This is a genomic window from Paraburkholderia sp. WC7.3g (assembly GCF_050436345.1).
In the GTDB taxonomy this organism is placed as follows: Bacteria; Pseudomonadota; Gammaproteobacteria; order Burkholderiales; family Burkholderiaceae; genus Paraburkholderia; species Paraburkholderia podalyriae.
Genome location: NZ_JBNDMA010000002.1, coordinates 1,725,631 through 1,748,699 on the forward strand (window position 1 = coordinate 1,725,631; position 23,069 = coordinate 1,748,699).

Here is a 23,069-nt window from a genome sequence, read left to right on the forward strand (position 1 = left end):
AGCAGCTGGCGGCTGCGCGGTAGCCCTGAAGTTTTACGAACGACCGTTCACAAATTTCCATTTTGCGCTAAACTGGCACGCAAGCCCTGATTCCACATGAAGGTCCTCGATTTACAGTGTCCGCATGGCCATCGGTTCGAAGGGTGGTTCGCTTCGGCTGGTGATTTCGAGTCGCAGCAGTCCCGCAAACTCGTCGAATGTCCGATCTGTGGTGCGACCGAGGTGAGCCGTTTGCCGTCGGCACCGCGTCTGAATCTGTCGGGTGCGAGCGACTCGGAGGCGCCGGCGCGCGCGGAGCAAATGCAGGCGCAGATGATGCGAGCGCTGCGCGAGGTACTGGAGAAGACTGAGAACGTGGGCGACCGCTTCGCCGAGGAAGCGCGGCGCATTCACTACAACGAAGCGCCCGCGCGCAGCATTCGCGGTGTCACGACACCTGAAGATGCGCGCGCCTTGGTCGAGGAAGGCATCGAAGTGATGCCGCTGCCGGTCCCGGCTGCGCTGAAGGAACCACTGCAATAGCGCGGTGACTCCAGGCGGCCGGGTGGTGGCGGCCAGGAGACACTACGCATGAATCTGGACTATTCCCCCGCTGAAGACGCGTTCCGCGCCGACATCCGCGCTTGGCTCGAAGCGAATCTGCCTCGCGAGCTGAGCGACAAGGTTCTCAATCACAAACGTCTTTCCCGCGAAGACTTCGCAAGCTGGCACAGGCTGCTCGGCACGCGGGGCTGGTCGGCGCTCGCGTGGCCGCGCGAATACGGCGGCCCCGGCTGGGACGCGACGCAACGGCATATCTGGGAAGAGGAGTGCGCGCGTCTCGGCGCACCTTCCGTGCTGCCTTTCGGGGTGTCGATGGTCGCGCCGGTGCTGATGAAGTACGGCAACGAGGCGCAGAAGCGCCATTACCTGCCGCGGATTCTCGACGGTACGGACTGGTGGTGTCAGGGTTATTCGGAACCGGGGTCGGGCTCCGACCTTGCGTCGCTGCGCACCCGCGCCGAACGCGTCGGTGACCATTACGTGGTCAACGGTCAGAAGACATGGACCACGCTTGGCCAGCACGCCGACATGATGTTCTGTCTGGTGCGCACCGACAGCGGCGCCAAAAAGCAGGAGGGCATCTCGTTCCTGCTGATCGATATGAAAACGCAGGGCATCACCGTGCGGCCGATCATCACGCTCGACGAAGATCACGAAGTCAACGAAGTGTTCTTCGAGGACGTCAAAGTACCGGTCGACAATCTGGTCGGCGAAGAAAATCGCGGCTGGACGTATGCGAAATATCTGCTCGGGCATGAGCGTACCGGCATTGCGCGAGTCGGTGCGTCGAAGCGTGAACTGGCGTTTCTCAAGCGCGTCGCGCTAGATCAGAAGAAGAACGGCAAGCCGCTGCTGCACGATCCGGTGTTTGCGGCGAAGGTCGCGAGTCTCGAGATCGAGTTGATGGCGCTCGAAGTCACCGTGCAACGCGTGGTGGCCAACGAGGCGGGCGGGCGCGGCCCGGGCCCGGAAGCGTCGATGCTAAAGATCAAGGGCACCGAAGTGCAGCAAGGGCTCACCGAACTGATGTTCGAAGCGATCGGCCCGCTTGCCGCGCCGTTCGACGTGCCATTCCTCGAAGGCGAACACGAGCACAGTCTCGCCGGCGACGACGATGCCGCGCCGCTTGCCGCGTATTACTTCAACTTCCGCAAGACGTCGATTTACGGCGGCTCGAACGAAATTCAAAAGAACATCATCGCGCAGATGATTCTCGGACTTTGAGGAGCGGCGCCATGGACTTCACTTTTAACGACGAACAACAGCAATTTGCCGACGCGCTTCGCCGCTATCTCGAGAAGAGCTACGGCTTCGAAGCGCGCCAGCAGATCGTGCGCTCGGAGGCGGGGGTATCGGCTGCGCACTGGGCTGCGTTCACCGAACTGGGGCTGACCGCGTTGCCGGTGCCCGAAGCGCAGGGCGGCTTCAACGGCGGTCCGATCGACATGCTCGTGGTCATGCAGGAGCTTGGCCGCGCGCTCGTCGTCGAGCCGTATTGGGCGACCGCAGTCGGCATCGAAGCGCTGCGACTTGCCGGCACCGGCGACGGCGAAGATGCCGCGCTGCTCGAACGGGCGGCCAGGGGCGAAGCCAAACTGGCCGTGGCGTTTCACGAGCCGCACGCGCGCTACGATCTGTTCGACGTCGCCACGACCGCAAGCGGGCAGGGCGCGCAGCACGCGCTGAGCGGTACCAAATCAGTCGTGCTGCACGGTGCGCAGGCCGACGACTGGATCGTGCCGGCGCGCGTCGATGTCGAGATCGCGCTCTTTGTCGTCCCGCGTCACGCGGCCGGCGTCAAGCTCACCGAGTACCGCACGATCGACGGTCAACGCGCCGCGACGCTCGAATTCAACGGCACGCCCGCACGCCGGCTCGCCGGCAAACATGCGGGAGCGGCGACCCTCGAGCAGATCGCCGACTACGCCACGCTGCTGCTGTGCGCGGAAGCGATCGGCGCGCTCGACGCGCTCAATCGCGCCACTGTCGAGTACACGAAAACGCGCCAGCAGTTCGGCCAGCCGATCGCGCGTTTCCAGGCGTTGCAGCATCGCATGGTCGAGATGCTGATCCACGCGGAGCAGGCGCGGTCGATCACGTATCTCGCCGCGATGCGCTACCCGAGTGAAGACGCGAACGAGCGCCGTCGCGCAATCTCGGCGGCAAAGGTGCGGGTCGGCCAGGCCGCGCGTTTCGTCGGTCAACAGGCGGTGCAGTTGCATGGCGGCATGGGTGTCACGAACGAAGTGGCGGCCGCGCATCTGTTCAAGCGTCTCGCGATCATCGAGACCACGCTCGGCGACGTCGACCATCATCTCGCGCGGTTTGCGACGCTGCCCGGATTTGCCGTCGCCGAAGACTGATCGGGCCGTTCCACCGCACAAAAGAGGTACACGATGAAAATCAGTTTCGAAGACATGGAAGTGGGCACGAGCCGCGAAATCGGCAAGCACACGTTCACGCGCGAGGAGATCGTCGAGTTCGCGCAGAAGTTCGATCCGCAGCCGTTTCATCTCGACGAAGCCGCCGCGGCCGAATCGCCGTTCCGCGGCCTCGTCGCGAGCGGCTGGCACACGTGCTCGGTGATGATGGGCATGCTCGTGCGCAAGGTACTGGCGGATTCGACGTCGATGGGTTCGCCCGGCATCGACGAAATTCGCTGGCTCAAGCCGGTACGAGTCGGCGACACGATCACGATGATGAACGTCGTCGTCGACAAGCGCGTGTCGGAAAGCAAGCCCGACCGCGGCATCATGTCGACGTGCTGGGAAGGCATCAATCAGCACGGCGAAACGGTGATTACGGTGCGCTCGAAGGGCATGTTCGGTCTGCGTAATCCGGGAGTCGCGGCATGACGGCGAGCGCGGCGGCAATCACGGCGGCAATAGCCGCTTTCGACAATGCGGACGCTTTGCGCGCGCTCATCGGCGCCGAGCCGCTCGTCAGCGAATGGCTGAGCGTCGACCAGGAGAGGGTCAACCGTTTCGCCGAGGCCACCGGCGATCATCAATGGATTCACGTCGATCCCGAGCGGGCCAACCGCGAATCGCCGTTTGGCGGGCCGGTTGCGCATGGGTTTCTGACACTGTCGCTGATTCCGGCTCTGCTCGGCAAAACGGTGAAGATCGAGCAGTGCATGGGAATCAACTACGGCTTGAATCGCGTGCGTTTCATATCGCCGGTGCTGGTGGGTTCGTCGCTGCGCGGGAAGTTCGCGGTGAATTCGGTGACCGACGTCGACAATAGCGGCGTGCAACTCGCATGGAACGTGACGCTGGAGCGTCAGGGCAGCGAGCGACCGGTGTGCGTGGCGGAGTTCATCACGCGGCATTACTTCTAGCGTTTGCCCTTCGCAGATGAAATGAAAAAGCGCGAGACGGCAGGCATGCCGCTCGCGCTTCCTGTTTGTGTCGACCCGTGTCGGCGAGGCGGCTTCAAGCTAGTGTTTCGCGTACTGCGTCGCGCCAAACAGGACCTCTTTCGCCTTGTCGTCCGTCAGCGGCGCGCGCGCCGACGCGAGCACGTCGACGCCGCGCACCACCGCCGGCCGCGCAGCGATCTCTTCATGCCAGCGCTTCACGTTCGGCAACGTATCGAGCTCGATGCCCTGATTTTTCCACGAACGTGTCCACGGAAACGCGGCGATGTCCGCGATCGTATAGTCGTTGCCCGCGAGGTAACGTGTCTTGCCGAGTTGCGTGTCCATCACGCCGTACAGACGTCGCGCTTCATTGGTGTAGCGATTGACCGCGTATTCGATCTGCTCGGGCGCGTACACGCGGAAGTGATGGGTTTGCCCGAGCATCGGACCGAGGCCGCCCATCTGGAACATCAGCCATTGGAGTGCCGCGTAGCGCGCGGCCGGATCGGTGGGTAGAAACTTGCCGGTTTTCTCGGCCAGATAAATCAGGATCGCGCCCGACTCGAATAGCGCGAGGGGCCGGCCGTCGGCGCCTTTCGGACCTTCGGAATCGACGATCGCGGGAATCTTGTTGTTGGGACTGATGGCGAGAAATTCCGGCTTGAACTGGTCGCCGGCGCCGATGTTTACGGCATGCACGTTGTAGGGTAGGCCCGTTTCCTCGAGCATGATATGAACCTTGTGGCCGTTCGGGGTCGCCCAGCTATAGACGTCGATCATCCTGGCTCCTTTTCGTCGAAGCGGCGCCGCAAAGAGGGCGCCGCCGTTGTCGAAAATTAGAGCATAGATCGCGCGACGCTGCTTGCCGCGGGCTCAGGCTCCGCGCTCGCCGCGAGCCGAAGCACTCAAACGCGCGTGACCGGCATCTCCACGCGAGCCGCCGCGCCCGCATCGATATGACGCGCGAGCTCGAGCTTCGCGATTGCGTTGCGGTGCACTTCGTCGGGGCCGTCGGCGAAACGCAGCGTGCGCGCCGACGCGTAGGCATACGCGAGCGGAAAATCGTCGCTGACGCCGCCGCCGCCATGAGCCTGAATCGCCCAATCGATCACCTGACACGCCATGTTCGGCGCGACCACCTTGATCATCGCGATCTCGCCGCGGGCGCCCTTGTTGCCGACGGTGTCCATCATGTACGCGGTCTTCAGCGTGAGCAGACGCGCCTGCTCGATCATGCAGCGCGCCTCGGCGAGACGCTCCTGCGTGACCCCTTGCGACGCCACCGGCTTGCCGAACGCGACACGTTGCAGCGAGCGCTTCGCCATCAATTCGAGCGCGCGTTCGGCGAGACCGATCAGGCGCATGCAGTGATGGATGCGTCCCGGACCGAGGCGGCCTTGCGCAATCTCGAAGCCGCGGCCTTCGCCGAGCAGCATGTTGGTGGCGGGCACGCGCACGTTGTCGAGGGTGATCTCCATGTGGCCGTGCGGCGCGTCGTCGTAACCGAACACCGTGAGCGGGCGATGCACGGTAATGCCGGTGGCGTCGGCGGGCACGAGGATCATCGACTGCTGCTGATGGCGCGGAGCGTCGGGATCAGTCTTGCCCATCACGATATAGACCTTGCAGCGCGGATCGCCCGCGCCCGACGACCACCACTTGTGACCGTTGATCACGTAATGGTCGCCATCGCGCTCGATGCGGGTCTGGATATTCGTCGCATCCGACGATGCAACCTCCGGCTCCGTCATCAGAAACGCCGAACGGATCTGCCCTTGCAGCAGCGGTTCGAGCCACTCGCGCTTGTTCTCTTCGCTGCCATAGCGCTCGATCGTCTCCATGTTGCCGGTGTCCGGCGCGTTGCAGTTGAACACTTCGGGCGCCCACGGCACGCGGCCCATGATCTCGCACAGCGGCGCGTATTCGAGATTCGTCAGCCCGGCGCCGCGCTCCGATTGCGGCAGGAACAGATTCCACAGGCCGACGTCGCGCGCCTTCTGCTTGAGTTGCTCGATCAGTTCCGTCGGCACCCACGCGTTGCCGTTCTGGCGATTGCGCGCGATCTCCGCATAGAACGCCTGTTCGTTCGGGTAAATGTGCTCGTCGACAAAGGCGAGCAGTTTTTCGCGCAACGCCTGGACCTTCGGGGTGTAATCGAAATTCATCTGGGACCTCGCGGGTAACGGACTGCGAATGATGGGGAACAGCGCGCGCCCTTGTATCTAGAGAACCTTCTGCGCGTAATGCCAGGCGAGCTCGGCCATCGGCTTCGCGCGCCGGCCGGCATCAAGTGCCTGCGTGCTCGACGCGGTACCGTCGACGACGCGCTTCATGATTCCTTGCAGAATCGCTGCGATGCGAAACATGTTGTAGGCCAGATAGAAATTCCAGTCGCCATGAATCTCGAAGCCGGTGCGTTGGCAATAACGCTCGACGTAGCGCGCTTCATCGGGAATGCCGAGCGCGGCCCAATCGAGTCCCGCAATGCCGCGGAACTGCGCCGGATCGACATGCCACGCCATGCAGTGATAAGCGAAGTCGGCGAGCGGATTGCCGAGCGTCGACAGTTCCCAGTCGAGCACCGCGAGCACGCGCGGCTCGTTGCGATCGAAGATCAGGTTGTCGAGCCGGTAGTCGCCATGCACGACAGACACACGCTCGTTCGTCTCCGCCGGCATATGCTGCGGCAGCCATTCGATCAGCCGGTGCATCGCGTCGATGGGCTCGGTCTCGGACGCCAGATACTGCTTGCTCCAGCGACCGATCTGGCGTGCGAAGTAATTGCCTGGTTTGCCGTAGCCGGCGAGGCCGGCGGCGGCGACGTCGACGCTGTGCAACGCCGCGATCACGCGGTTCATTTCGTCATAGATCGCCGCGCGCTCGGTGGCCGTCATGCCGGGCAGCGATTGATCCCACAGCACGCGACCTTCGACGAACTCCATCACGTAGAACGCGCGGCCAATTACGCTTTCGTCCTCGCACAGCGCGAGCATGTGGGCGACCGGCACGTCGGTGCCGGCGAGCGCGTGCATCACGCGATATTCGCGTTCGATCGCATGCGCGGACGGCAGCAGCTTCGCCGCGGGGCCGGGCTTCGCGCGCATCACGTACGAGCGCGATGGCGTGATCAGCTTGAAGGTGGGATTGGATTGCCCGCCCGCGAACTGTTCGAGCGTGAGCGGCCCCGCGAAACCGTCGACATGGGCGCCGAGCCACGCGGCGAGCGCGTCGTTGTCGAAGCGTTGCCGCTCGTTGACCGGGCGGGTGCCCTCGAAAGCCGAGTAGTCCTTTTTGCGTGCGGGTTCGCCGGTCTGCGGGGCTTGCGCCATGTGTCTCCTCCGGTTCGGTGTCAGCTACGCTGGTATCGAATAAATTGAGCGTAGAGGATTTCCATCGTGGTGTTGCGAACGTCGCGGTGCAACGGCGACGGCGGTGAATAGTTGAGCGTGCGCAGCACCCAGTCGCGCGGCGCGGCGCCGACGTCGAGCGCATTGATGCAGCCGGTCGCCTGCGCCAGATGACCGAAAAACGTGCGGCCGCCCGCCGTCAGCGCGTGCGACAGGATCGCGCGATTGACGCCGCCGTGCAGCACCAGCAACACGGTGTCCCACGACGTGTCCTCGCGTAGCGCCGCGACGGCCGGCAGCACGCGATCGAACAGCTCGCCGATCGTTTCGCCGTCGAGAAAGCGCATGGTCTCCGGCACGATGCCGTCGAACACGCCGAGAAACGCTGCCTCGATATCGCTCGGAGGAATGCTGCCGAGCCGCCCGCCGCGAATCTCCTGCCATGCGGGTTCGATCTCGGGTTCGATTTGCTGACCTGTTTCGACGAGCACACGTCGCGCGGTCTCGATCGTGCGCGGCAAGCCGCTGACGATCACGCGGTCAAAGCGCACCTGCTGTTCGGCGAACACGCGGCCCGCCGCGCTCGCCTGCTCGCGGCCGTTCGCGTTCAACGGCACGGTTTCGGGATCGATCGCGCGGCCGGAGTCGTCGAAGTAGGTGACGTCGCCGTGACGCATCAGGAAGATGCGGCGCCGTTTCGGCAGTTGGTAGTCGGGCATGTCGGGCGGCTCTCTCGTCGCTTATTTGTAGATCGGCGCGCGTTTTTCGAGGAACGCGGTGATGCCTTCGAGACCGTCGCGATGATGCAGCGACGCGACGAAGTGATCGCGCTCGGCGAGCAGATGGTCCGCGAGTGGCTGCGTGCCGGCCGCGGCGATCAGCCCCTTGATGCGCGCGACCGAATTGGGCGAAATCGCGCCGAGCTCGTCGGCCCAGGCGAGCGCGTTATCGAGCGCGGTGCCGGCTTTCGTGAGTCGGTTGACGACGCCGAGTTCGTGCAGACGCGCGGCGCCGATCGGCTTGGCTTCGATCAGTACCTCGGTGGCCAGTTGACGCGGCAGCGCCTCTGCGAGAAACCACGAGCCGCCGCCGTCGGGCGTCAGGCCGACGCGCGCGTACGACATCGCGAACCTGGCGGTGTCCGCGGCGACGATCAGATCGCAGGCGAGCGCGAGCGAAAATCCGGCGCCGGCCGCCGCGCCTTCCACCGCGGCAATCACCGGTTTCGACGACAGCCGCAGCGCCGAAATCCATTGACCGAGCATGTCGATGCTATCGGCTTGCACGGACGGATCTTTCGCGCGATTTTCGAGCAGGCGGTTCAGATTGCCGCCCGCGCAAAAGAAGTTGTCGGCACCGGTGATCACGACAGCGCGAATCGACGGATCGCGCTCGACGGTATCGAATGCCTCGATGCCCGCGGCGTACATGTCCGGATGCAGCGCGTTGCGCGCACCGGGGTTCGACAGCGTGAGGACCAGCGTGGATTCGCTGCTGGCCGGGCGTGAAGCGAGCAGGGCGGCGCTCATGATCGGGTCTCGGTTGGGATGTCGGCGGCGTCGCACTGCGTGAGCGAGAGGCCGAGCTGCGCGCGTCTTGCGAGCCACGGCGACGGACGGTAGCGCGGCTCGCCGAGCACGCTGTGCATGTTGCGCAGAATCGTGAGAATGGTGGCGGCGCCGAGCGCGTCGCCGAGCGCAAGCGGTCCGCGCGGATAGCCGAGGCCGAGCATGACGGCGAGGTCGATGTCCTCCGGCGTCGCGATCTGCTTTTGCGCGATGTCGCAGCCGATGTTGACGATCGTCGCGACCACCCGCTGCGCGACGAAGCCGGTCGAATCACGGATCACGGTGACGGGGATGCCGTCGGCGGCGAACAGCGCATGCGCGCTATCGCGCGTGGCGCGCGTCGTGGCTGGCGTGGTCATCAGCGTGCGGCGTTGCGCGCTGACGAGCGGGAACAGGGCATCGACGGCGACGACGCGGCTAGCGTCGAGCGCTTCGTCGACCGCGGCCGTGGTCGCGTCGTGTCCGAACGGCGTGACGACGATCAGCGAACCGGCGGCGGGCGTCGCGCCTTCGTCCAGCTTCACGCCCGCTGTGCCGACCAGTTGCACCACGGCCTCATACGCGTCGCGGTAGCGTTGGCTGACCCACACGCTTTGCGGCAGCACGCTCGGCGCGGGCGCTTCGGCGGGCACCTGCTGCTTGCCGTCCATGTAGCGATAAAAACCTTCGCCGGTCTTGCGGCCGAGCAGTCCGCCCGACAGCCGCGTGCCCGTGATCGGCGACGGCGTATAGCGCGGTTCTTCGTAGAACTGGTGATAGATCGACTCCATCACCGGATGCGATACGTCGAGCGCGGTCAGGTCCAGCAGCTCGAACGGTCCCAGCCGAAAGCCGGCCTGCTCGCGCATGATGCGGTCGATGTCCGCAAAGCTCGCGACGCCTTCGCCCGCCACGCGCAAGCCCTCGGTATTCATGCCGCGGCCCGCGTGATTGACGATGAAGCCCGGCATGTCCTTCGCGCGCACCGGCGTGTGGCCCATGCGGCGCGCGAGATCCATCAGCGCGTCGCCGGCTTCGGGGTCGCTGCGCAGGCCGTCGATCACTTCGACGACCTTCATCAGCGGCACCGGATTGAAGAAGTGATAACCGACCACGCGTGACGGATCGGTGCAGCCTGCGGCGATCGCGGTGATCGACAGCGACGAAGTATTCGACGCGAGGATGCAGCGACCGCTGACCACGGTTTCGAGCTCGCGAAACAGTGCCCGCTTCACGTCGAGCCTTTCGACGATCGCCTCGATGACCAGATCGCAGCCGACCAGCTCGCTGACGGCCTGCACGCCGCTCACGTTGGCGAGCGCGGCCAGCGAGCGCGACTGCTCGAGCTTGCCTTTGGCCGTCAATTTGGCGAAAGTCTCCGCGAGATAGTCGCGGGCGACGCCGACGGCCGCCGCGTTGGTATCGTAGAGCCGCACGCGCAGGCCCGCGAGCGCCGCGATCTGCGCGATGCCACGACCCATTGCGCCAGTGCCGACGATACCGATGGTCTCGATGCTGAAATTGCGAGAGTTCATTGTGATGCCCGACTCCATGATTATTTCAGAATAGCACGATCGTGCAATTTCCCGGATGATTTGATGGAATGCCGCTGCTGCAACTCCGACGCGCGGTCTCATACACGATGACACAAGGAGACACCCGATGATCAAGCTGTGCGGTTTCCCGCTTTCGAACTACTACAACAAGGTCAAGTTCGTGCTGCTCGAACATGGCATTGAGTTCGAGGAGCATTTCGCGAAGCCGAGCCAGGAAGAAGCGCTGCTCGCGCATTCGCCGCTCGGCAAGGTGCCGTATTTGCAGACCGAGCACGGCGATCTGTGCGAGTCGCAGTGCATCGTCGAATATCTGGCCGCGCGTTTTGCCGACAAGCGGATCTTTTCCGCCGATCCGTGGCAGGCCGCCAAGGAACGCGAAATGATCTTTTTCGTCGACGTGCATCTCGAGCTGACGGTGCGCAATCTGTATAAGGAAGCGTTCTTCGGCGGCACGGTCAGCGACGCGACGAAAGGGCGCGTCGAGAAGTTGCTCACGCATCACATCGCCGGCTTCAGGCGGATCGCGAAGTTCGCGCCGTATCTGTGCGGCGAGCAATTCAGCGTCGCCGATGCCGCCGGCTACGTGAGCCTGCCGCTCGTCGGCATGGCGACACAGACCATTTACGGCCGCGATTTTCTGCTCGAGGCGGGGATCGACTGGAAGAGCTACGTCAAGTCGATCAACGCGCGACCAGCGGCGCAGCGCGTGACCGAGGATCGCAAGGCCTGCGTCGCGGCGTCGCGCGCGTCCTGACGGAAAGACCGCAGTGTGGTGAAACGCGCAAGGGTGTGCAGCGCACAGCCATGCCGCGCAGCGCGATGACAAGGAACGTGGATTCGTTCGTGACATCGCGCGGAGCATCCTAGAGCTGCGCGAGCCGTTCGAGCGCGGTGGCGAGGGTGCTTTCCTGCTTGGCGAAGCAGAAGCGCACCACGTCCGACTCGTGCGCCTCGTGATAGAACGCCGAGACCGGAATCGCGGCCACGCCGATCTCGCCGGTCAGCCATTGGGCGAATTCGGCTTCGGGCAGGTCGCTGATCGCCGAATAGTCGACGCACTGAAAATACGTGCCCGTGCACGGCAGCAACCGGAAGCGCGAATTCGCGAGGCCCGTGCGGAAGAAGTCGCGCTTCTGCTGATAAAACGCCGGCAGATCCACGTAGGGCCCGGGGTCCTTCATGTAATCGGCGAGGCCGACCTGCATCGGCGTGTTGACGGTGAACACGTTGAATTGGTGCACCTTGCGGAACTCGGCGGTGAGCGCGGCGGGCGCGGCCACGTAGCCGACTTTCCAGCCGGTCACGTGGTAGGTCTTGCCGAAGCTCGACACGACGAAGCTGCGCTGCGCGAGTTCCGGATAACGCGCGACGCTTTGATGCGGTGCGCCGTCGTAGACCATGTGCTCATACACCTCGTCGGACAGGATCAGCACGTTGGTGCCGCGCACGATTTCCTCGAGCTTGCGCGTGTCCTGTTCGCGCCAAACCGTGCCGGTCGGATTGTGCGGCGTATTGATCATGATGAGTCGCGTCTTCGGCGTGATCGCGGCGGCGAGCTTGTCGAACGGGATCGCGTAGTCGGGTGCGTCGAGCGTGACGAAGACCGGCTTGCCGCCCGCTAGTTCGATCGACGGCAGATAGCTGTCGTAGGTCGGTTCGATCAGGATCACTTCGTCGCCCGGATGGACGGTGCAAAGAATTGCGGTCAGCAACGCCTGCGTGGCGCCCGCGGTGACCGTGATTTCGCTGTTCGCGTCATAGCGGCGGCCGTACAGATTCGCGATCTTGTCCGAGATCGCCTGACGCAGCGGCAGCACGCCGGCCATCGGCGGATATTGGTTGTGGCCGTCGCGCATCGCGTTCGCGACCGCGTCGACGATGCGCGGATCGCAGGCGAAGTCGGGAAAGCCCTGACCCAGATTCACCGCGCCTTTTTCCGCGGCGAGCGCGCTCATCAGGGTGAAAATCGTCGTGCCGACGTTCGGCAGGCGAGACGGAAACGTGGGCATCCTGGGCGTGTCGTGCGATGCGTTCATGGCGTCGTGGGTAGCAGGGCGATAGGTGGGCCGGTTCTCGAACTGTCGTTGCGAAGGGCGAAGACTGATTGTAGGGAATCCCGACACGCTGTGCGCGCCGCGGGTTTCACGTTGACGGTCCGGCCGGCTCGCGATGAGCCGTCAACGTGCGCTCGGCTCGAAGCGACGTGCGGGTGAGCGGATTCACGCGGTGACGGGCTCGCCGCCGGCATTCTGTGCGATGCCGACCGCCGCGACGAACAGGGCCGGTTGCGCGATCCGGAAGCCGAAATCGCGCGCGATCCGCTTGGCGAGCTTCAGGACCGCGCGGTCTTTCGACACGAGCCAGTCGGCCTTCGCTGCATGCGCGAGTTCGAGAAACTTCTGGTCGTCGCGATCCTTGCATTGGGGCAGCGGCCGGGAGTCGCCGGCGGACTCGGTCGGCCCGGGCGGCTCGACCCGTTGCGCGAGCTGCGCGACCATCGCGAGCGCAGCGGCTTTGTCGACGTTGCGATGCGCAAACTGCGGATAGTCGAGCACGTAGCTGAGTTCGGCGAGGCAGCGCGCGTCGATCAGCGCGGCGAGCGCGCCGCTCTCGAGCGCGGCGGCGATCGGCCGCGTGTGCGGGTCATCGAATACGAGAATATCGATCCACACATTGGAATCGAGTACGACGCGCAACGCGCCGCTTGAGGCGAGGGAACTTGGCATTCGTTACAATCGGGCTTTCGTCTTTGACCGTCAGGCACGGCGTGCCTGCAAGCATCTATGATAATCGTTCTGTCGCCGGCGAAATCGCTCGACTACGACACCCCGCCGCACGTCAAAAAGCACACGATCCCCGATTTCGTCGATGACGCCGCCGAGTTGATCAGCGGCCTGCGCCGTTTATCGCCACAACAGATTGCTTCGCTGATGAGCATTTCCGATCAGCTCGCGCACCTCAATTTTCAGCGTTACGCGGACTGGTCGCAGCAATTCGGCGCGCACAACGCCAAGCAGGCGGTGCTCGCTTTCAACGGCGACGTGTACGAAGGATTCGATGCGAAGACGTTGTCGTCGGCCGATCTCGACTATGCGCAGAATCACGTTCGAGTGCTGTCGGGTCTCTATGGCCTGTTGCGTCCGCTCGACCTGCTGCAACCGTACCGGCTCGAAATGGGCACGCGCCTGGCCAACCCGCGCGGCAAGGATCTGTACGCGTTCTGGGGCGAGCGGATCACGCACGCATTGAACGTGCAGTTGAAGAAGAATGCGGCAGCCTCGCGCGTGCTGGTCAATTGCGCGTCGGGCGAGTACTTCAAGTCGGTCAAGCCGAAGCTGCTCGACGCGCCGGTCGTCACGCCGATGTTCGAAGACTGGAAGGGTGGCCGCTACAAGATCATCAGCTTCCATGCAAAACGGGCGCGAGGCTTGATGGCGCGTTTCGCGGTGGAAAACCGCCTCGATCGTCCCGAGCAGTTGAGGGACTTCGACACCGAAGGCTATGCGTTCAGCGCCGAAGCCTCGAACGACTCCACTTTCGTATTTCGCCGCCGCATTGCGGAATGAGCGTGCCGCTGCGCTGAACCGGCAGCGTGAATTCAGGCAGGGAAGACTTTCATGACGTTATCGATTACGAGCAATTTCGACGCAGGCGCGATTGATGTGCTGTCCTGCGAGGACGCCGGCGATATTCGCCTGCGCGTGCGGTCCGACAGCCACGCCGAGTTCGCGCAGTGGTTCTATTTCCGTCTGTCGGGCGCGGCGGGCGAGCGCTGCGTGATGAGCTTCGAGAACGCCGCCGCGTGCGCGTTCGCGGAGGGCTGGCACGATTATCGGGCAGTCGCGAGTTATGACCGCGTGAACTGGTTCCGCGTGCCGACCTCGTACGACGGCCGCGTGCTGACGATCGACCACACGCCTGATTTCGACAGCATCTATTACGCGTACTTCGAACCCTATAGCGAGGAACGCCATGCCGAGTTTCTCGGCGCCGTGCAGCAGATGCCGCACGCGTCGCTGACCGAACTCGGCAAGACCGTCGAAGGACGACCGATCTCGCTGCTCACGCTCGGCACGCCGCCGGCGGACGATGCCGCCAGCGCCACGCCGAAACAGAACATCTGGCTGATCGCCCGCCAGCATCCGGGCGAGACGATGGCTGAATGGTTTATCGAAGGGTTCGTGAAGCGCCTGGTGGGTTGGGGCGATTGGGCGGGCGATCCGGTCGCGCGCAAGCTTTACGATCACGCGGTGTTCCACATCGTGCCGAACATGAATCCGGACGGCAGCGTGCGCGGCAATCTGCGCACCAATGCGGCCGGCGCGAACCTGAATCGCGAATGGATGGAGCCGGATGCCGCGCGCAGTCCCGAGGTGCTGGCGGTGCGTGACGCGATTCATGCGACGGGTTGCGACCTGTTCTTCGACGTTCATGGCGACGAGGCGCTGCCGTACGTATTCGTCGCGGGTTCCGAAATGCTCCCGGGCTTCACCGAGCGGCAGGGGCGCGAGCAGAAGGCGTTCATCGAGGCGTTCAAGCACGCAAGTCCGGATTTTCAGGACAAGTATGGCTATGCGCCGAGCAAGTATCGCGAGGATGCATTGAAGCTTGCGTCGAAGTACATCGGCAACGAATTCGGCTGTCTGTCGTTGACGTTGGAAATGCCGTTCAAGGACAACGCGAATCTGCCCGACGAGCGGGTGGGCTGGAACGGCGAGCGCAGCGCATCGCTGGGCGCCGCAATGTTGCAGGCGATTCTGCGTCACGTGGAGACGTTCGCCTGAAGAAGCGGACGGATGGTCGCAAAAAAGAGGCGTGCACTGAAAAAGTGCGTGCCTCTTTTTTATTGCGGCGACTGATCGGACGACCGGCGTGAGTCGATCAGCGCCAGATGTTATTGGCTCTTTTTCTTCGAGGTCTTGTTTGCCGATTTGCTCGACGTTGCGCGCGACGATTGACCCGAGCCTGTCTTCGACGACTTCTTCGGCGTCTTGCCGCCGACGGCATGCTTGCCTTTGCCGCCTTTGTGCTTGCCGGATCCCTCGCTATGCGCACGGTTCGGCGGCGCTGGATCGTTCCAGCTGAACGCGAGCATCTGCGAGCCGACATAGCCGCAGCGGAATTTCAGCTCGGCCGGCTCGGCCGAGCTGTTCTGGCGCACGCCGACGCCCTCGACGGTGACGATGCTGTCCACCTTGACGCGCTGCTTGCCTTCGTCGAACGAGTCGTTCCACGGCGTGACCGACGAGTGCGCGCTGTCGAACGAACTGGACGGAAATTCGACGTGGTCGAACGCGGTCGACGTGCTCGCGACAAAGTCGCCATGCGCGGCGCAGTCCGCGACGAGCGGATCCGCGTGCATTTCGGTGATAAATCTGTTGACGAGGTCGTTGTGCTGTTCGAGTTGATCAGCGAATGCGGGAGCCGCGCAGGTGAGCGAGAGACCCGCTGCGCAGGCTGCCAACCGGCCGATCACCCGCAGCAATCGGCGCGGTACATTGGTGCGATCCATCTAGTTCTTTAGACGCAAATGGGAGATGAGGCACATAAGATGCCCCGCGCAAGGGTTGAGTTCAATGTCGCTGAAAATATTCTGACATCTTGTCCTCGTGGGGCCGCCCGAAGAGCCTCCAACGACGAGGCGCCAATTATCACAGGAGCACCGCACGCGAGCCCGAAGCGCTCAGGTGCGCGGGCCTCCCAGCCGGTAACGCCGCACATCGTACGTGGTAACCCACGCGGGACGGTAGACCGCGATCAGCGCGGTCGCCATGCCAGTGAACCATGCTTCGCCGGTGGCGAGCAGCAGCACGCTGAGTGCGTAGCCGATGGGCACCACAGTCATCGAACCGCCGGAGACCGCTATATGAATGCCGAGCGCTGCCGCCGCGGTCAACGACACGGCGATGGCGGGCGAAACGAAGCCCTGGCCGAAGATGAACATGAAAAGATTGCGCGGCAGCCATGCGGTGCACATGCGCTGGAGCAACGTCGAGATGGCGACGGGCAGTGCGCCGTATACGAGGAACGTCAGCGCGATGCCCTGCCAGGGTGCATCGAAGACGACGGCGGCCAGCCCCGTGACCACCGCCATCGCGATCAGGGCGAGCCCCCAGTCGAACAGCGTGACGACAAGCGTGGCGCCGAGCAGGTGCATCACGGTGCCGTCGTCGAGCCAGGCGTTGCTCGCCCACAGCACCGACACCGCAACGATTATGGCGAGCCAGACATGCTGGAGCGTGCCGTCCTGAAGTCTTTTGAAAGGGTTTTTCCACAGCGCGAGCGCGACCGCCATCGCAGTGGCAATCCAGCCACCGACAGCGACCCAGAACGGAAGCGGTGTGTAGAGGAAACCCATGAATCTCATATTACTCGTTGGACGACAAAAGGTGTGAGCGGATTCCATGCCAGCCCACCGTCAACCTGCGCGCATGCGGATGTTCCAAGCCGTGCGCGCCGCGACCCGTCTCATGCGGAGTCCGGCCGGACCGACTTCCGCGCGGGTCCGCCGGGTGTGGCCTCGCCATAGGACTTGGTGGGCTCCGCAGCGAGCGGCAGCGCGCTACTGGTGTCGCCGCCGGGCAACGGGTACAGGAAGCGCCCGTGGTTGCGGCGCCGGAGCGGAACCGGGCCAGGCTGCCCGCGTATCACAGGCCGCGCGCTGTCCTCGCCGTTGTTGCGCAGAACTTGCAAATGATTCGTGAGCCAGCCGTTGTAAAGCGCGACCGCGGCGGCGCGATTGGGCGCGCCGAGTTGCTGGAATATGCTCGTCAGGTGGATCTTGACCGTGCCTTCGCTGATGCCGAGCGTGCGCGCGATCATCTTGTTGGTGCTGCCCATGTGCACGCAGCGCATGATCTGCTCCTGCCGCGGTGACAGTCCGCTCGAGAGTTTGTTGCGGCGGGGCGGAGGACTTTCTTCATCGAATGTACGGATCGTGGTGTCGGTCGGCAGCGGCGGATCGATCGCGAGCGCGCCGGGCGGCACGTAGTGACCGCCGAGCAGCACCATTTCCAATGCGCGCACGATCAGACAGGGATCGGTGTCGCGTGGAACGACGCCGAGCACCCCTTCGTCCATCAGCGCCCGCACGAGCGCTGGCAAGGTCCCGTCGGTGAGCACGCTGATGCGCAGGTCGGGGAACTGGCTGAGCAACGCGCGAACCTGCGCAACCGACATCCAGTCCTCCCAGTCGATCACGACAAGATCAGGCCGATAACGCTTGAACGGACGTTCTAGCAGACGCCATTCGTCGGCTTCGGTGAAGCGCGCCAGCCGGTCGATCTGCCGCAGCAGCGCCTTGAGTCCATCACGTCGTTCTGCGTTTGAATTGAGAATCGCGAAGCGCATGCATGTCTCCAGATGTGTCGGGCGAAATGGCGCGACGCATCTGTGGGACTCGTGAAGCTGACTCGATCACGGCGATGCGTCGCCGTGCCTATGATGACAAATTCCCTTCGTTTTGACGGCTGTCCAAAAGGCATAAGAAAGGCGGACATTCGACAAAAAAAGCCCCGCATGGACGGGGCTTTTTCGCGATAAGGTGTGATGTCGACGTCGGGATCAATGGAAATGGGGTTGCGCGGGTTCAGCGTCCTCGGGCATTTCCGCATGGACGATTTCGCCGAGCGGGTCCGCATACAGCGGCACGCCGCAGTCGTCGCAATATTCCGGCTCGAAGCGGCCCGCGTGGCGGCGCACATCTGTGATGCCGGTTTCCTTGAGCAATGCGACGATTTCCTCGAGCGGCTCGTCCGATCCGGTGATTTCCTCCGGCTCCTCGTCGATGCCCGGCTCGCCGTTTTCGCGGCCGTAGAGTGGCCACACCACCCCGTAGATCACGTCGTTGCTGCCCTTGCGCGTGAAGCCGACGCGGTACTCGTCGATGCGCCGTTCGCCGAAGCCGGCGACCACCGCGCGCAGGTCCTGCGGCGCCGCGCCAATTGTGTCGAAAAGATAACGCACGGCGGTACGCACGGTGTGCGGACGCACACTTTCGTCGGCGTCGCGGCAGGCGGAGTAGTACGCATCCGGCAGCAGGCATTCAAATTCGCAGCCCGGCAGCACGACCGACAGATTCGCGCCGCCTTGCGTGGCCCATTGCTCCAGACATTGGCCGCGCTCGATGCGAGTGCCGTGCTCTTCTTCCTGCCAGCGGAACGTCGCTTCGCCGATGGGTGCGGCGACTACTGCTAGCAGAAAGCGCGGGTCCGCCAGGATCGGCGAGGTCTCCGGCAGTTCGCCGAAGTTTAGCTTCGCGTTGCCGCCGCTGAGCGCGGCTTGCGCGAGTTGCTGGGCGATGCGCCACGTTTCGACGTGATGGCGCGGTAACTGGTCGATGCTGTACAGGAACGGAGCCATTGCCACGCGCGTGTTGGCGGCGAGCACGTGCGCCTGCAGGTGCGCGCGCAGGACGTCGGCGGCGTCGGACTTGAGGGGGCCGGACGGAATCACGTAGCGGGTCCAGGCGAGCACGGGCGCGGCGATCAGCAGCGCTTCGTAAGACACGCCTTCGTGTTCGATCACGAACGATTCGCTGTGCGTTTCCGCCATGTCGGCCAGCGCACCGTAGGCATCGGGATGGTTTTGCTGCAGATGGTCGAGCGCGGCGTCCAGCGTAGTCTGGTTGGCGTTGCGCACGATTTTGGCCAGCAGCGCGTCGAGCTTCGCTTCCCAGAAGCGATCTTCGGTACGGCTGCCCGACGCGAAAAGCGCGAGCGAGAGACCGACGAGCTTGTCGGCGTCGGGAGGGAGACGTTTGGCGATTCGCGAGCGCATAAATCCAGGAAATTGGGGGCACGGAACCTTAGATTGTAGTCTTTTCCAGGCAGCTATATCGGTTGGTCGGCAATCTCCGGCTGATTCGGGCGCTTTCATCTCGAAAAGGTGTTTGCCACCGGCACGTCGCACGCGACGCATCTTGCCTTGGCCTGATGGTATAAGACACCCTCGGACGTCCGACTCGCTTCTATGCTGGCGGCGTTCAGTGGGGCGCCTGGCGGGCGTGTGTCATTTCATTGCCACGATCTGGCGCAATAGGAGATTCATCGTGAAATCGGACCAACTGATCGAACGACTTGCCGCGGTATTCGCGTTGATTGTGCTGGTGGGCGGGTCGTTGCTGGTACTGGCGCCTTTCACGACCGCGCTGTTGTGGGGGGCCATCCTCAGCTACAGTTCCTGGGGACTCTACCGGCGACTCACCCGCGTGGTTGGCGGGCGGCGCAAGCTGGCCGCAACCTTGATCGTGCTGATCATTCTGGTCGTGGTGCTCGGGCCATTCGTCTATGCGGGTTTCGCGTTCGGCGCGCATGTTCACGATATCGTGGCGCTGGTGCAAAGACTTTTCGACTCGGGGTTGCCCGATCTGCCGCCGTGGGTGCAGCGGATCCCGCTGGTTGGTTCGAGCATCGAGGCCTTTTGGGAGCGCGTGACCAGCAGCAATTCCGAGTTGATCGCGCAAGTGCGCACTCTCGCCGCGCCGGCCGGCAAGTGGATTCTGGCGGCGGCGCTTGCGGTGACGCATGGACTGGGGCTACTGGCGTTGAGCATCGTGCTCGCGTTCTTCTTTTATACCGGTGGCGAAGGGGCGGCCGCATGGCTGAACGCAGGCATGCGTCGAGTCGCCGGTGAGCGCGCCGAGTATCTGCTGGCGCTGGCGGGCAGCACGGTGAAGGGCGTGGTCTACGGGATTCTTGGTACGGCCCTTGTGCAGGCGGTTCTCGCGGGATTCGGCTGCTGGATGGCGGGCGTACCGGCGCCGGCATTGCTCGGGCTCGCTACGTTTTTTCTGTCGGTGGTACCGGGCGGTCCGGTCATTGTCTGGTTGCCCGCGGCGATCTGGCTGTATCAGGGTGGCTCGACCGGATGGGCGATTTTTCTGGTCATATGGGGCGTGCTGGTAGTTGGCATGGCCGACAACGTCATCAAGCCGATCCTGATCGGCAAGAACAGCGACATGCCGTTGATTCTGGTGATGCTCGGTATTCTGGGCGGCGCGCTAGCGTTTGGTTTCCTTGGTGTTTTCATCGGCCCTACGTTGCTGGCGGTCGCTTATACCGTGTTGCATGACTGGACTATCGGCGCGTCCGCCGCGCAGACTCTGTCGCCGGAGGCGAAAACGCCGGTGATAGACGATCCGGGTCGCATCGGAAAGGCGCCCTAAGGAAAACCCTTGGATTTCGCTTGCATGTTCGAACTGCGGCGACTAGAATTCCGCTCTTTCGTGCTCCGGACGCCGGGGCACGGAGAAGCGGGAAGCCTTGGATGGCGGGGGTTTCAGCGGCGTGGGCAGGTCAGGCGAGTGATAAAAACCTGTTGACGATCCGAAGGAAGTTCTCCATAATCTCGCTTCTCTGCTGCAGATGCAGCGACGCAAACGAAGCGGTGCCGGTGGTTGTGGTGCAGGTGCTGCGGGTTGGGCGGAACGATCTTTAAAAACTAACAGCCGATAAGTGTGGGCGCTTGATGCGCGGTGCGGCGGCGGGTTCTGCGGAACCTGCTGTCAGGCAACAGTATCAGGAAGCCTCACACAGTATCAGAGGAAGGTTGATCTGTCGGAAGACGGATTGATCATCGTCAGTACGTTGAGTGAGCGACCGGTTCAGAGATGGACCGAAAACAGTAACAGGTTTGAACTGAAGAGTTTGATCCTGGCTCAGATTGAACGCTGGCGGCATGCCTTACACATGCAAGTCGGACGGCAGCACGGACTTCGGTCTGGTGGCGAGTGGCGAACGGGTGAGTAATACATCGGAACGTGTCCTGGAGTGGGGGATAGCCCGGCGAAAGCCGGATTAATACCGCATACGCTCTGAGGAGGAAAGCGGGGGATCTTTCGGGACCTCGCGCTCAAGGGGCGGCCGATGGCAGATTAGGTAGTTGGTGGGGTAAAGGCCTACCAAGCCGACGATCTGTAGCTGGTCTGAGAGGACGACCAGCCACACTGGGACTGAGACACGGCCCAGACTCCTACGGGAGGCAGCAGTGGGGAATTTTGGACAATGGGGGCAACCCTGATCCAGCAATGCCGCGTGTGTGAAGAAGGCCTTCGGGTTGTAAAGCACTTTTGTCCGGAAAGAAAGCTCCGGGGCTAATACCCCTGGGGGATGACGGTACCGGAAGAATAAGCACCGGCTAACTACGTGCCAGCAGCCGCGGTAATACGTAGGGTGCGAGCGTTAATCGGAATTACTGGGCGTAAAGCGTGCGCAGGCGGTGCTGTAAGACCGATGTGAAATCCCCGGGCTTAACCTGGGAACTGCATTGGTGACTGCAGCGCTGGAGTATGGCAGAGGGGGGTGGAATTCCACGTGTAGCAGTGAAATGCGTAGAGATGTGGAGGAACACCGATGGCGAAGGCAGCCCCCTGGGCCAATACTGACGCTCATGCACGAAAGCGTGGGGAGCAAACAGGATTAGATACCCTGGTAGTCCACGCCCTAAACGATGTCAACTGGTTGTCGGGCCTTCATTGGCTTGGTAACGAAGCTAACGCGTGAAGTTGACCGCCTGGGGAGTACGGTCGCAAGATTAAAACTCAAAGGAATTGACGGGGACCCGCACAAGCGGTGGATGATGTGGATTAATTCGATGCAACGCGAAAAACCTTACCTACCCTTGACATGTATGGAATCCTGGCGAGAGCCGGGGGTGCCCGAAAGGGAGCCATAACACAGGTGCTGCATGGCTGTCGTCAGCTCGTGTCGTGAGATGTTGGGTTAAGTCCCGCAACGAGCGCAACCCTTGTCCCTAGTTGCTACGCAAGAGCACTCCAGGGAGACTGCCGGTGACAAACCGGAGGAAGGTGGGGATGACGTCAAGTCCTCATGGCCCTTATGGGTAGGGCTTCACACGTCATACAATGGTCGGAACAGAGGGTTGCCAAGCCGCGAGGTGGAGCCAATCCCGGAAAACCGATCGTAGTCCGGATCGCACTCTGCAACTCGAGTGCGTGAAGCTGGAATCGCTAGTAATCGCGGATCAGCATGCCGCGGTGAATACGTTCCCGGGTCTTGTACACACCGCCCGTCACACCATGGGAGTGGGTTTTACCAGAAGTGGCTAGTCTAACCGCAAGGAGGACGGTCACCACGGTAGGATTCATGACTGGGGTGAAGTCGTAACAAGGTAGCCGTATCGGAAGGTGCGGCTGGATCACCTCCTTTCCAGAGTCGAGCATTGCTCGCATCAAGTGCTCACGCTTATCGGCTGTGGTGATGAAAGAAAACGCAGACAGGCTCAGGGGTCTGTAGCTCAGCCGGTTAGAGCACCGTCTTGATAAGGCGGGGGTCGATGGTTCGAATCCATCCAGACCCACCAGTGTCTTGTCTGGTGAGCTGAAGGGCTGGGGCCTCTGGAATAGCTGTGGGACTGGGGGATTAGCTCAGCTGGGAGAGCACCTGCTTTGCAAGCAGGGGGTCGTCGGTTCGATCCCGTCATCCTCCACCAATCCTCAATGCGCAGGGCTCTGCATGAAGGCAGAGCGTTGCGCATTGGCGATTGAGCCAGTCAGGGCGGTATGAGGCACGAGCTTTATATCGGCTGTCGTTCTTTAACAATCAGGAAGAAGTAGTAAAGAGATTCACGAAAGCGTGCCTGGAGATGGGTGTGTGAGTAGGTGAATCAGGGTTGTGATTGTATCGATGTATTTTAAAGGTGATCGAGAGATCGCTTTGGAATACGGCGCAACACGAATACTCAACCTGTAGCGGAA

Annotated in this window: 21 protein-coding genes, 2 tRNA genes and 1 rRNA gene; 12 read left to right on the forward strand and 12 right to left on the reverse strand. The window is 62.9% G+C overall.

Features of this window, described 5'->3' with window-relative positions:
- Positions 1–96: 96 nt before the first annotated feature.
- The 5 genes from OKW43_RS19465 to OKW43_RS19485 are packed head-to-tail and all read left to right on the forward strand — an operon-like array spanning position 97 to position 3,883.
- Positions 97–522, forward strand: a complete 426-nt coding sequence (locus OKW43_RS19465; protein WP_429449168.1) for a DUF1178 family protein — start codon at positions 97–99, stop codon at positions 520–522.
- Positions 523–570: 48 nt separating this feature from the next.
- Entirely contained in the window at positions 571–1,767 is a 1,197-nt protein-coding gene (locus OKW43_RS19470; RefSeq protein ID WP_429449170.1) for an acyl-CoA dehydrogenase family protein, read from the forward strand.
- An 11-nt stretch (positions 1,768–1,778) separates the two neighbouring features.
- Positions 1,779–2,906: an acyl-CoA dehydrogenase family protein gene (locus OKW43_RS19475; protein ID WP_429449172.1), complete on the forward strand. Its 1,128-nt coding sequence runs from the start codon at positions 1,779–1,781 to the stop codon at positions 2,904–2,906.
- A gap of 33 nt (positions 2,907–2,939) precedes the next feature.
- Entirely contained in the window at positions 2,940–3,398 is a 459-nt protein-coding gene (locus OKW43_RS19480) for a MaoC family dehydratase (RefSeq protein ID WP_429449174.1), read from the forward strand.
- Positions 3,395–3,883, forward strand: a complete 489-nt coding sequence (locus OKW43_RS19485) for a MaoC family dehydratase (protein ID WP_429449176.1) — start codon at positions 3,395–3,397, stop codon at positions 3,881–3,883. The genes OKW43_RS19480 and OKW43_RS19485 overlap by 4 nt, the downstream gene beginning before the upstream one ends.
- Before the next feature lie 99 nt (positions 3,884–3,982).
- Here OKW43_RS19485 and OKW43_RS19490 read toward each other — a convergent pair whose 3' ends face one another.
- From OKW43_RS19490 to OKW43_RS19515, 6 genes are all read right to left on the reverse strand, one after another.
- Positions 3,983–4,684, reverse strand: coding sequence for a glutathione binding-like protein (locus OKW43_RS19490; protein ID WP_187634982.1), 702 nt, complete (start codon positions 4,682–4,684; stop codon positions 3,983–3,985).
- Positions 4,685–4,809: 125 nt separating this feature from the next.
- The gene (locus OKW43_RS19495) at positions 4,810–6,069 is read right to left on the reverse strand and encodes an acyl-CoA dehydrogenase family protein (protein WP_429449178.1); all 1,260 of its coding nucleotides are present in this window, start codon (positions 6,067–6,069) and stop codon (positions 4,810–4,812) included.
- Positions 6,070–6,126: 57 nt separating this feature from the next.
- Entirely contained in the window at positions 6,127–7,233 is a 1,107-nt protein-coding gene (locus OKW43_RS19500; protein ID WP_429449181.1) for a phosphotransferase, read from the reverse strand.
- Positions 7,234–7,253: 20 nt separating this feature from the next.
- Entirely contained in the window at positions 7,254–7,970 is a 717-nt protein-coding gene (locus OKW43_RS19505; RefSeq protein WP_187634979.1) for a histidine phosphatase family protein, read from the reverse strand.
- 21 nt (positions 7,971–7,991) lie between these two features.
- Entirely contained in the window at positions 7,992–8,780 is a 789-nt protein-coding gene (locus OKW43_RS19510) for an oxepin-CoA hydrolase, alternative type (RefSeq protein ID WP_187634978.1), read from the reverse strand.
- Positions 8,777–10,333: a 3-hydroxyacyl-CoA dehydrogenase gene (locus tag OKW43_RS19515; RefSeq protein ID WP_429449184.1), complete on the reverse strand. Its 1,557-nt coding sequence runs from the start codon at positions 10,331–10,333 to the stop codon at positions 8,777–8,779. Before OKW43_RS19515 ends, OKW43_RS19510 begins: the two co-directional genes overlap by 4 nt.
- Before the next feature lie 127 nt (positions 10,334–10,460).
- On the opposite strand from OKW43_RS19515, the gene OKW43_RS19520 reads away from it, so the two are divergent.
- Positions 10,461–11,108 carry a glutathione S-transferase family protein gene (locus OKW43_RS19520; protein WP_429449186.1) on the forward strand — a complete coding sequence of 216 codons (648 nt, stop codon included), beginning with the start codon at positions 10,461–10,463 and terminating at the stop codon, positions 11,106–11,108.
- 109 nt (positions 11,109–11,217) lie between these two features.
- On the opposite strand, the gene OKW43_RS19525 is transcribed toward OKW43_RS19520, so the two are convergent.
- Both OKW43_RS19525 and OKW43_RS19530 read right to left on the reverse strand, forming a co-directional pair.
- Positions 11,218–12,390, reverse strand: coding sequence for a pyridoxal phosphate-dependent aminotransferase (locus OKW43_RS19525; RefSeq protein ID WP_429449188.1), 1,173 nt, complete (start codon positions 12,388–12,390; stop codon positions 11,218–11,220).
- A 183-nt stretch (positions 12,391–12,573) separates the two neighbouring features.
- Positions 12,574–13,080 (reverse strand): putative toxin-antitoxin system toxin component, PIN family, encoded by a 507-nt coding sequence (locus tag OKW43_RS19530; protein ID WP_429449190.1) that lies wholly within the window; start codon positions 13,078–13,080, stop codon positions 12,574–12,576.
- A 57-nt stretch (positions 13,081–13,137) separates the two neighbouring features.
- Between OKW43_RS19530 and yaaA the strand changes: the two genes are divergently transcribed.
- Both yaaA and OKW43_RS19540 read left to right on the forward strand, forming a co-directional pair.
- On the forward strand, positions 13,138–13,920 hold the full coding sequence (gene yaaA, locus OKW43_RS19535; RefSeq protein ID WP_429449192.1) for a peroxide stress protein YaaA: 783 nt from the start codon (positions 13,138–13,140) through the stop codon (positions 13,918–13,920).
- A gap of 51 nt (positions 13,921–13,971) precedes the next feature.
- The gene (locus OKW43_RS19540) at positions 13,972–15,138 is read left to right on the forward strand and encodes a M14 family metallopeptidase (protein WP_429449194.1); all 1,167 of its coding nucleotides are present in this window, start codon (positions 13,972–13,974) and stop codon (positions 15,136–15,138) included.
- Positions 15,139–15,248: 110 nt separating this feature from the next.
- Here OKW43_RS19540 and OKW43_RS19545 read toward each other — a convergent pair whose 3' ends face one another.
- The 4 genes from OKW43_RS19545 to OKW43_RS19560 all read right to left on the reverse strand — a co-directional run bounded on the left by OKW43_RS19545 (position 15,249) and on the right by OKW43_RS19560 (position 19,132).
- Positions 15,249–15,866, reverse strand: coding sequence for a BspC domain-containing protein (locus OKW43_RS19545; RefSeq protein WP_429449196.1), 618 nt, complete (start codon positions 15,864–15,866; stop codon positions 15,249–15,251).
- A gap of 171 nt (positions 15,867–16,037) precedes the next feature.
- Complete coding sequence (locus OKW43_RS19550; protein WP_187634970.1) at positions 16,038–16,712, reverse strand: energy-coupling factor ABC transporter permease; 675 nt, start codon at positions 16,710–16,712, stop codon at positions 16,038–16,040.
- A gap of 110 nt (positions 16,713–16,822) precedes the next feature.
- The gene (locus tag OKW43_RS19555) at positions 16,823–17,704 is read right to left on the reverse strand and encodes a response regulator transcription factor (RefSeq protein ID WP_187634969.1); all 882 of its coding nucleotides are present in this window, start codon (positions 17,702–17,704) and stop codon (positions 16,823–16,825) included.
- Positions 17,705–17,917: 213 nt separating this feature from the next.
- Positions 17,918–19,132, reverse strand: a complete 1,215-nt coding sequence (locus tag OKW43_RS19560; RefSeq protein ID WP_187634968.1) for a DUF2863 family protein — start codon at positions 19,130–19,132, stop codon at positions 17,918–17,920.
- Positions 19,133–19,403: 271 nt separating this feature from the next.
- Here OKW43_RS19560 and OKW43_RS19565 point away from each other — a divergent pair, with 271 nt between their 5' ends.
- The 4 genes from OKW43_RS19565 to OKW43_RS19580 all read left to right on the forward strand — a co-directional run bounded on the left by OKW43_RS19565 (position 19,404) and on the right by OKW43_RS19580 (position 22,804).
- The gene (locus OKW43_RS19565; protein WP_187634967.1) at positions 19,404–20,519 is read left to right on the forward strand and encodes an AI-2E family transporter; all 1,116 of its coding nucleotides are present in this window, start codon (positions 19,404–19,406) and stop codon (positions 20,517–20,519) included.
- A gap of 469 nt (positions 20,520–20,988) precedes the next feature.
- Positions 20,989–22,521 (forward strand): 16S ribosomal RNA (locus OKW43_RS19570).
- A gap of 77 nt (positions 22,522–22,598) precedes the next feature.
- Positions 22,599–22,675: transfer RNA gene (locus OKW43_RS19575), tRNA-Ile, on the forward strand.
- Positions 22,676–22,728: 53 nt separating this feature from the next.
- Positions 22,729–22,804: transfer RNA gene (locus OKW43_RS19580), tRNA-Ala, on the forward strand.
- Positions 22,805–23,069: the final 265 nt, after the last annotated feature.

Excerpts from the sequence above, each read along its gene's own strand:
- OKW43_RS19490 (WP_187634982.1), bottom strand. The coding sequence starts at position 4,684 with ATGATCGACGTCTATAGCTGGGCGACCCCGAACGGCCACAAGGTTCAT.
- OKW43_RS19555 (WP_187634969.1), bottom strand. The coding sequence starts at position 17,704 with ATGCGCTTCGCGATTCTCAATTCAAACGCAGAACGACGTGATGGACTC.
- OKW43_RS19515 (WP_429449184.1), bottom strand. The coding sequence starts at position 10,333 with ATGAACTCTCGCAATTTCAGCATCGAGACCATCGGTATCGTCGGCACT.
- OKW43_RS19545 (WP_429449196.1), bottom strand. The coding sequence starts at position 15,866 with ATGGATCGCACCAATGTACCGCGCCGATTGCTGCGGGTGATCGGCCGG.
- OKW43_RS19470 (WP_429449170.1), top strand. The coding sequence starts at position 571 with ATGAATCTGGACTATTCCCCCGCTGAAGACGCGTTCCGCGCCGACATC.
- OKW43_RS19500 (WP_429449181.1), bottom strand. The coding sequence starts at position 7,233 with ATGGCGCAAGCCCCGCAGACCGGCGAACCCGCACGCAAAAAGGACTAC.
- OKW43_RS19505 (WP_187634979.1), bottom strand. The coding sequence starts at position 7,970 with ATGCCCGACTACCAACTGCCGAAACGGCGCCGCATCTTCCTGATGCGT.
- yaaA (WP_429449192.1), top strand. The coding sequence starts at position 13,138 with ATGATAATCGTTCTGTCGCCGGCGAAATCGCTCGACTACGACACCCCG.
- OKW43_RS19475 (WP_429449172.1), top strand. The coding sequence starts at position 1,779 with ATGGACTTCACTTTTAACGACGAACAACAGCAATTTGCCGACGCGCTT.
- OKW43_RS19485 (WP_429449176.1), top strand. The coding sequence starts at position 3,395 with ATGACGGCGAGCGCGGCGGCAATCACGGCGGCAATAGCCGCTTTCGAC.
- OKW43_RS19510 (WP_187634978.1), bottom strand. The coding sequence starts at position 8,780 with ATGAGCGCCGCCCTGCTCGCTTCACGCCCGGCCAGCAGCGAATCCACG.
- OKW43_RS19530 (WP_429449190.1), bottom strand. The coding sequence starts at position 13,080 with ATGCCAAGTTCCCTCGCCTCAAGCGGCGCGTTGCGCGTCGTACTCGAT.
- OKW43_RS19480 (WP_429449174.1), top strand. The coding sequence starts at position 2,940 with ATGAAAATCAGTTTCGAAGACATGGAAGTGGGCACGAGCCGCGAAATC.
- OKW43_RS19540 (WP_429449194.1), top strand. The coding sequence starts at position 13,972 with ATGACGTTATCGATTACGAGCAATTTCGACGCAGGCGCGATTGATGTG.
- OKW43_RS19465 (WP_429449168.1), top strand. The coding sequence starts at position 97 with ATGAAGGTCCTCGATTTACAGTGTCCGCATGGCCATCGGTTCGAAGGG.
- OKW43_RS19495 (WP_429449178.1), bottom strand. The coding sequence starts at position 6,069 with ATGAATTTCGATTACACCCCGAAGGTCCAGGCGTTGCGCGAAAAACTG.
- OKW43_RS19525 (WP_429449188.1), bottom strand. The coding sequence starts at position 12,390 with ATGAACGCATCGCACGACACGCCCAGGATGCCCACGTTTCCGTCTCGC.
- OKW43_RS19560 (WP_187634968.1), bottom strand. The coding sequence starts at position 19,132 with ATGCGCTCGCGAATCGCCAAACGTCTCCCTCCCGACGCCGACAAGCTC.
- OKW43_RS19550 (WP_187634970.1), bottom strand. The coding sequence starts at position 16,712 with ATGGGTTTCCTCTACACACCGCTTCCGTTCTGGGTCGCTGTCGGTGGC.
- OKW43_RS19520 (WP_429449186.1), top strand. The coding sequence starts at position 10,461 with ATGATCAAGCTGTGCGGTTTCCCGCTTTCGAACTACTACAACAAGGTC.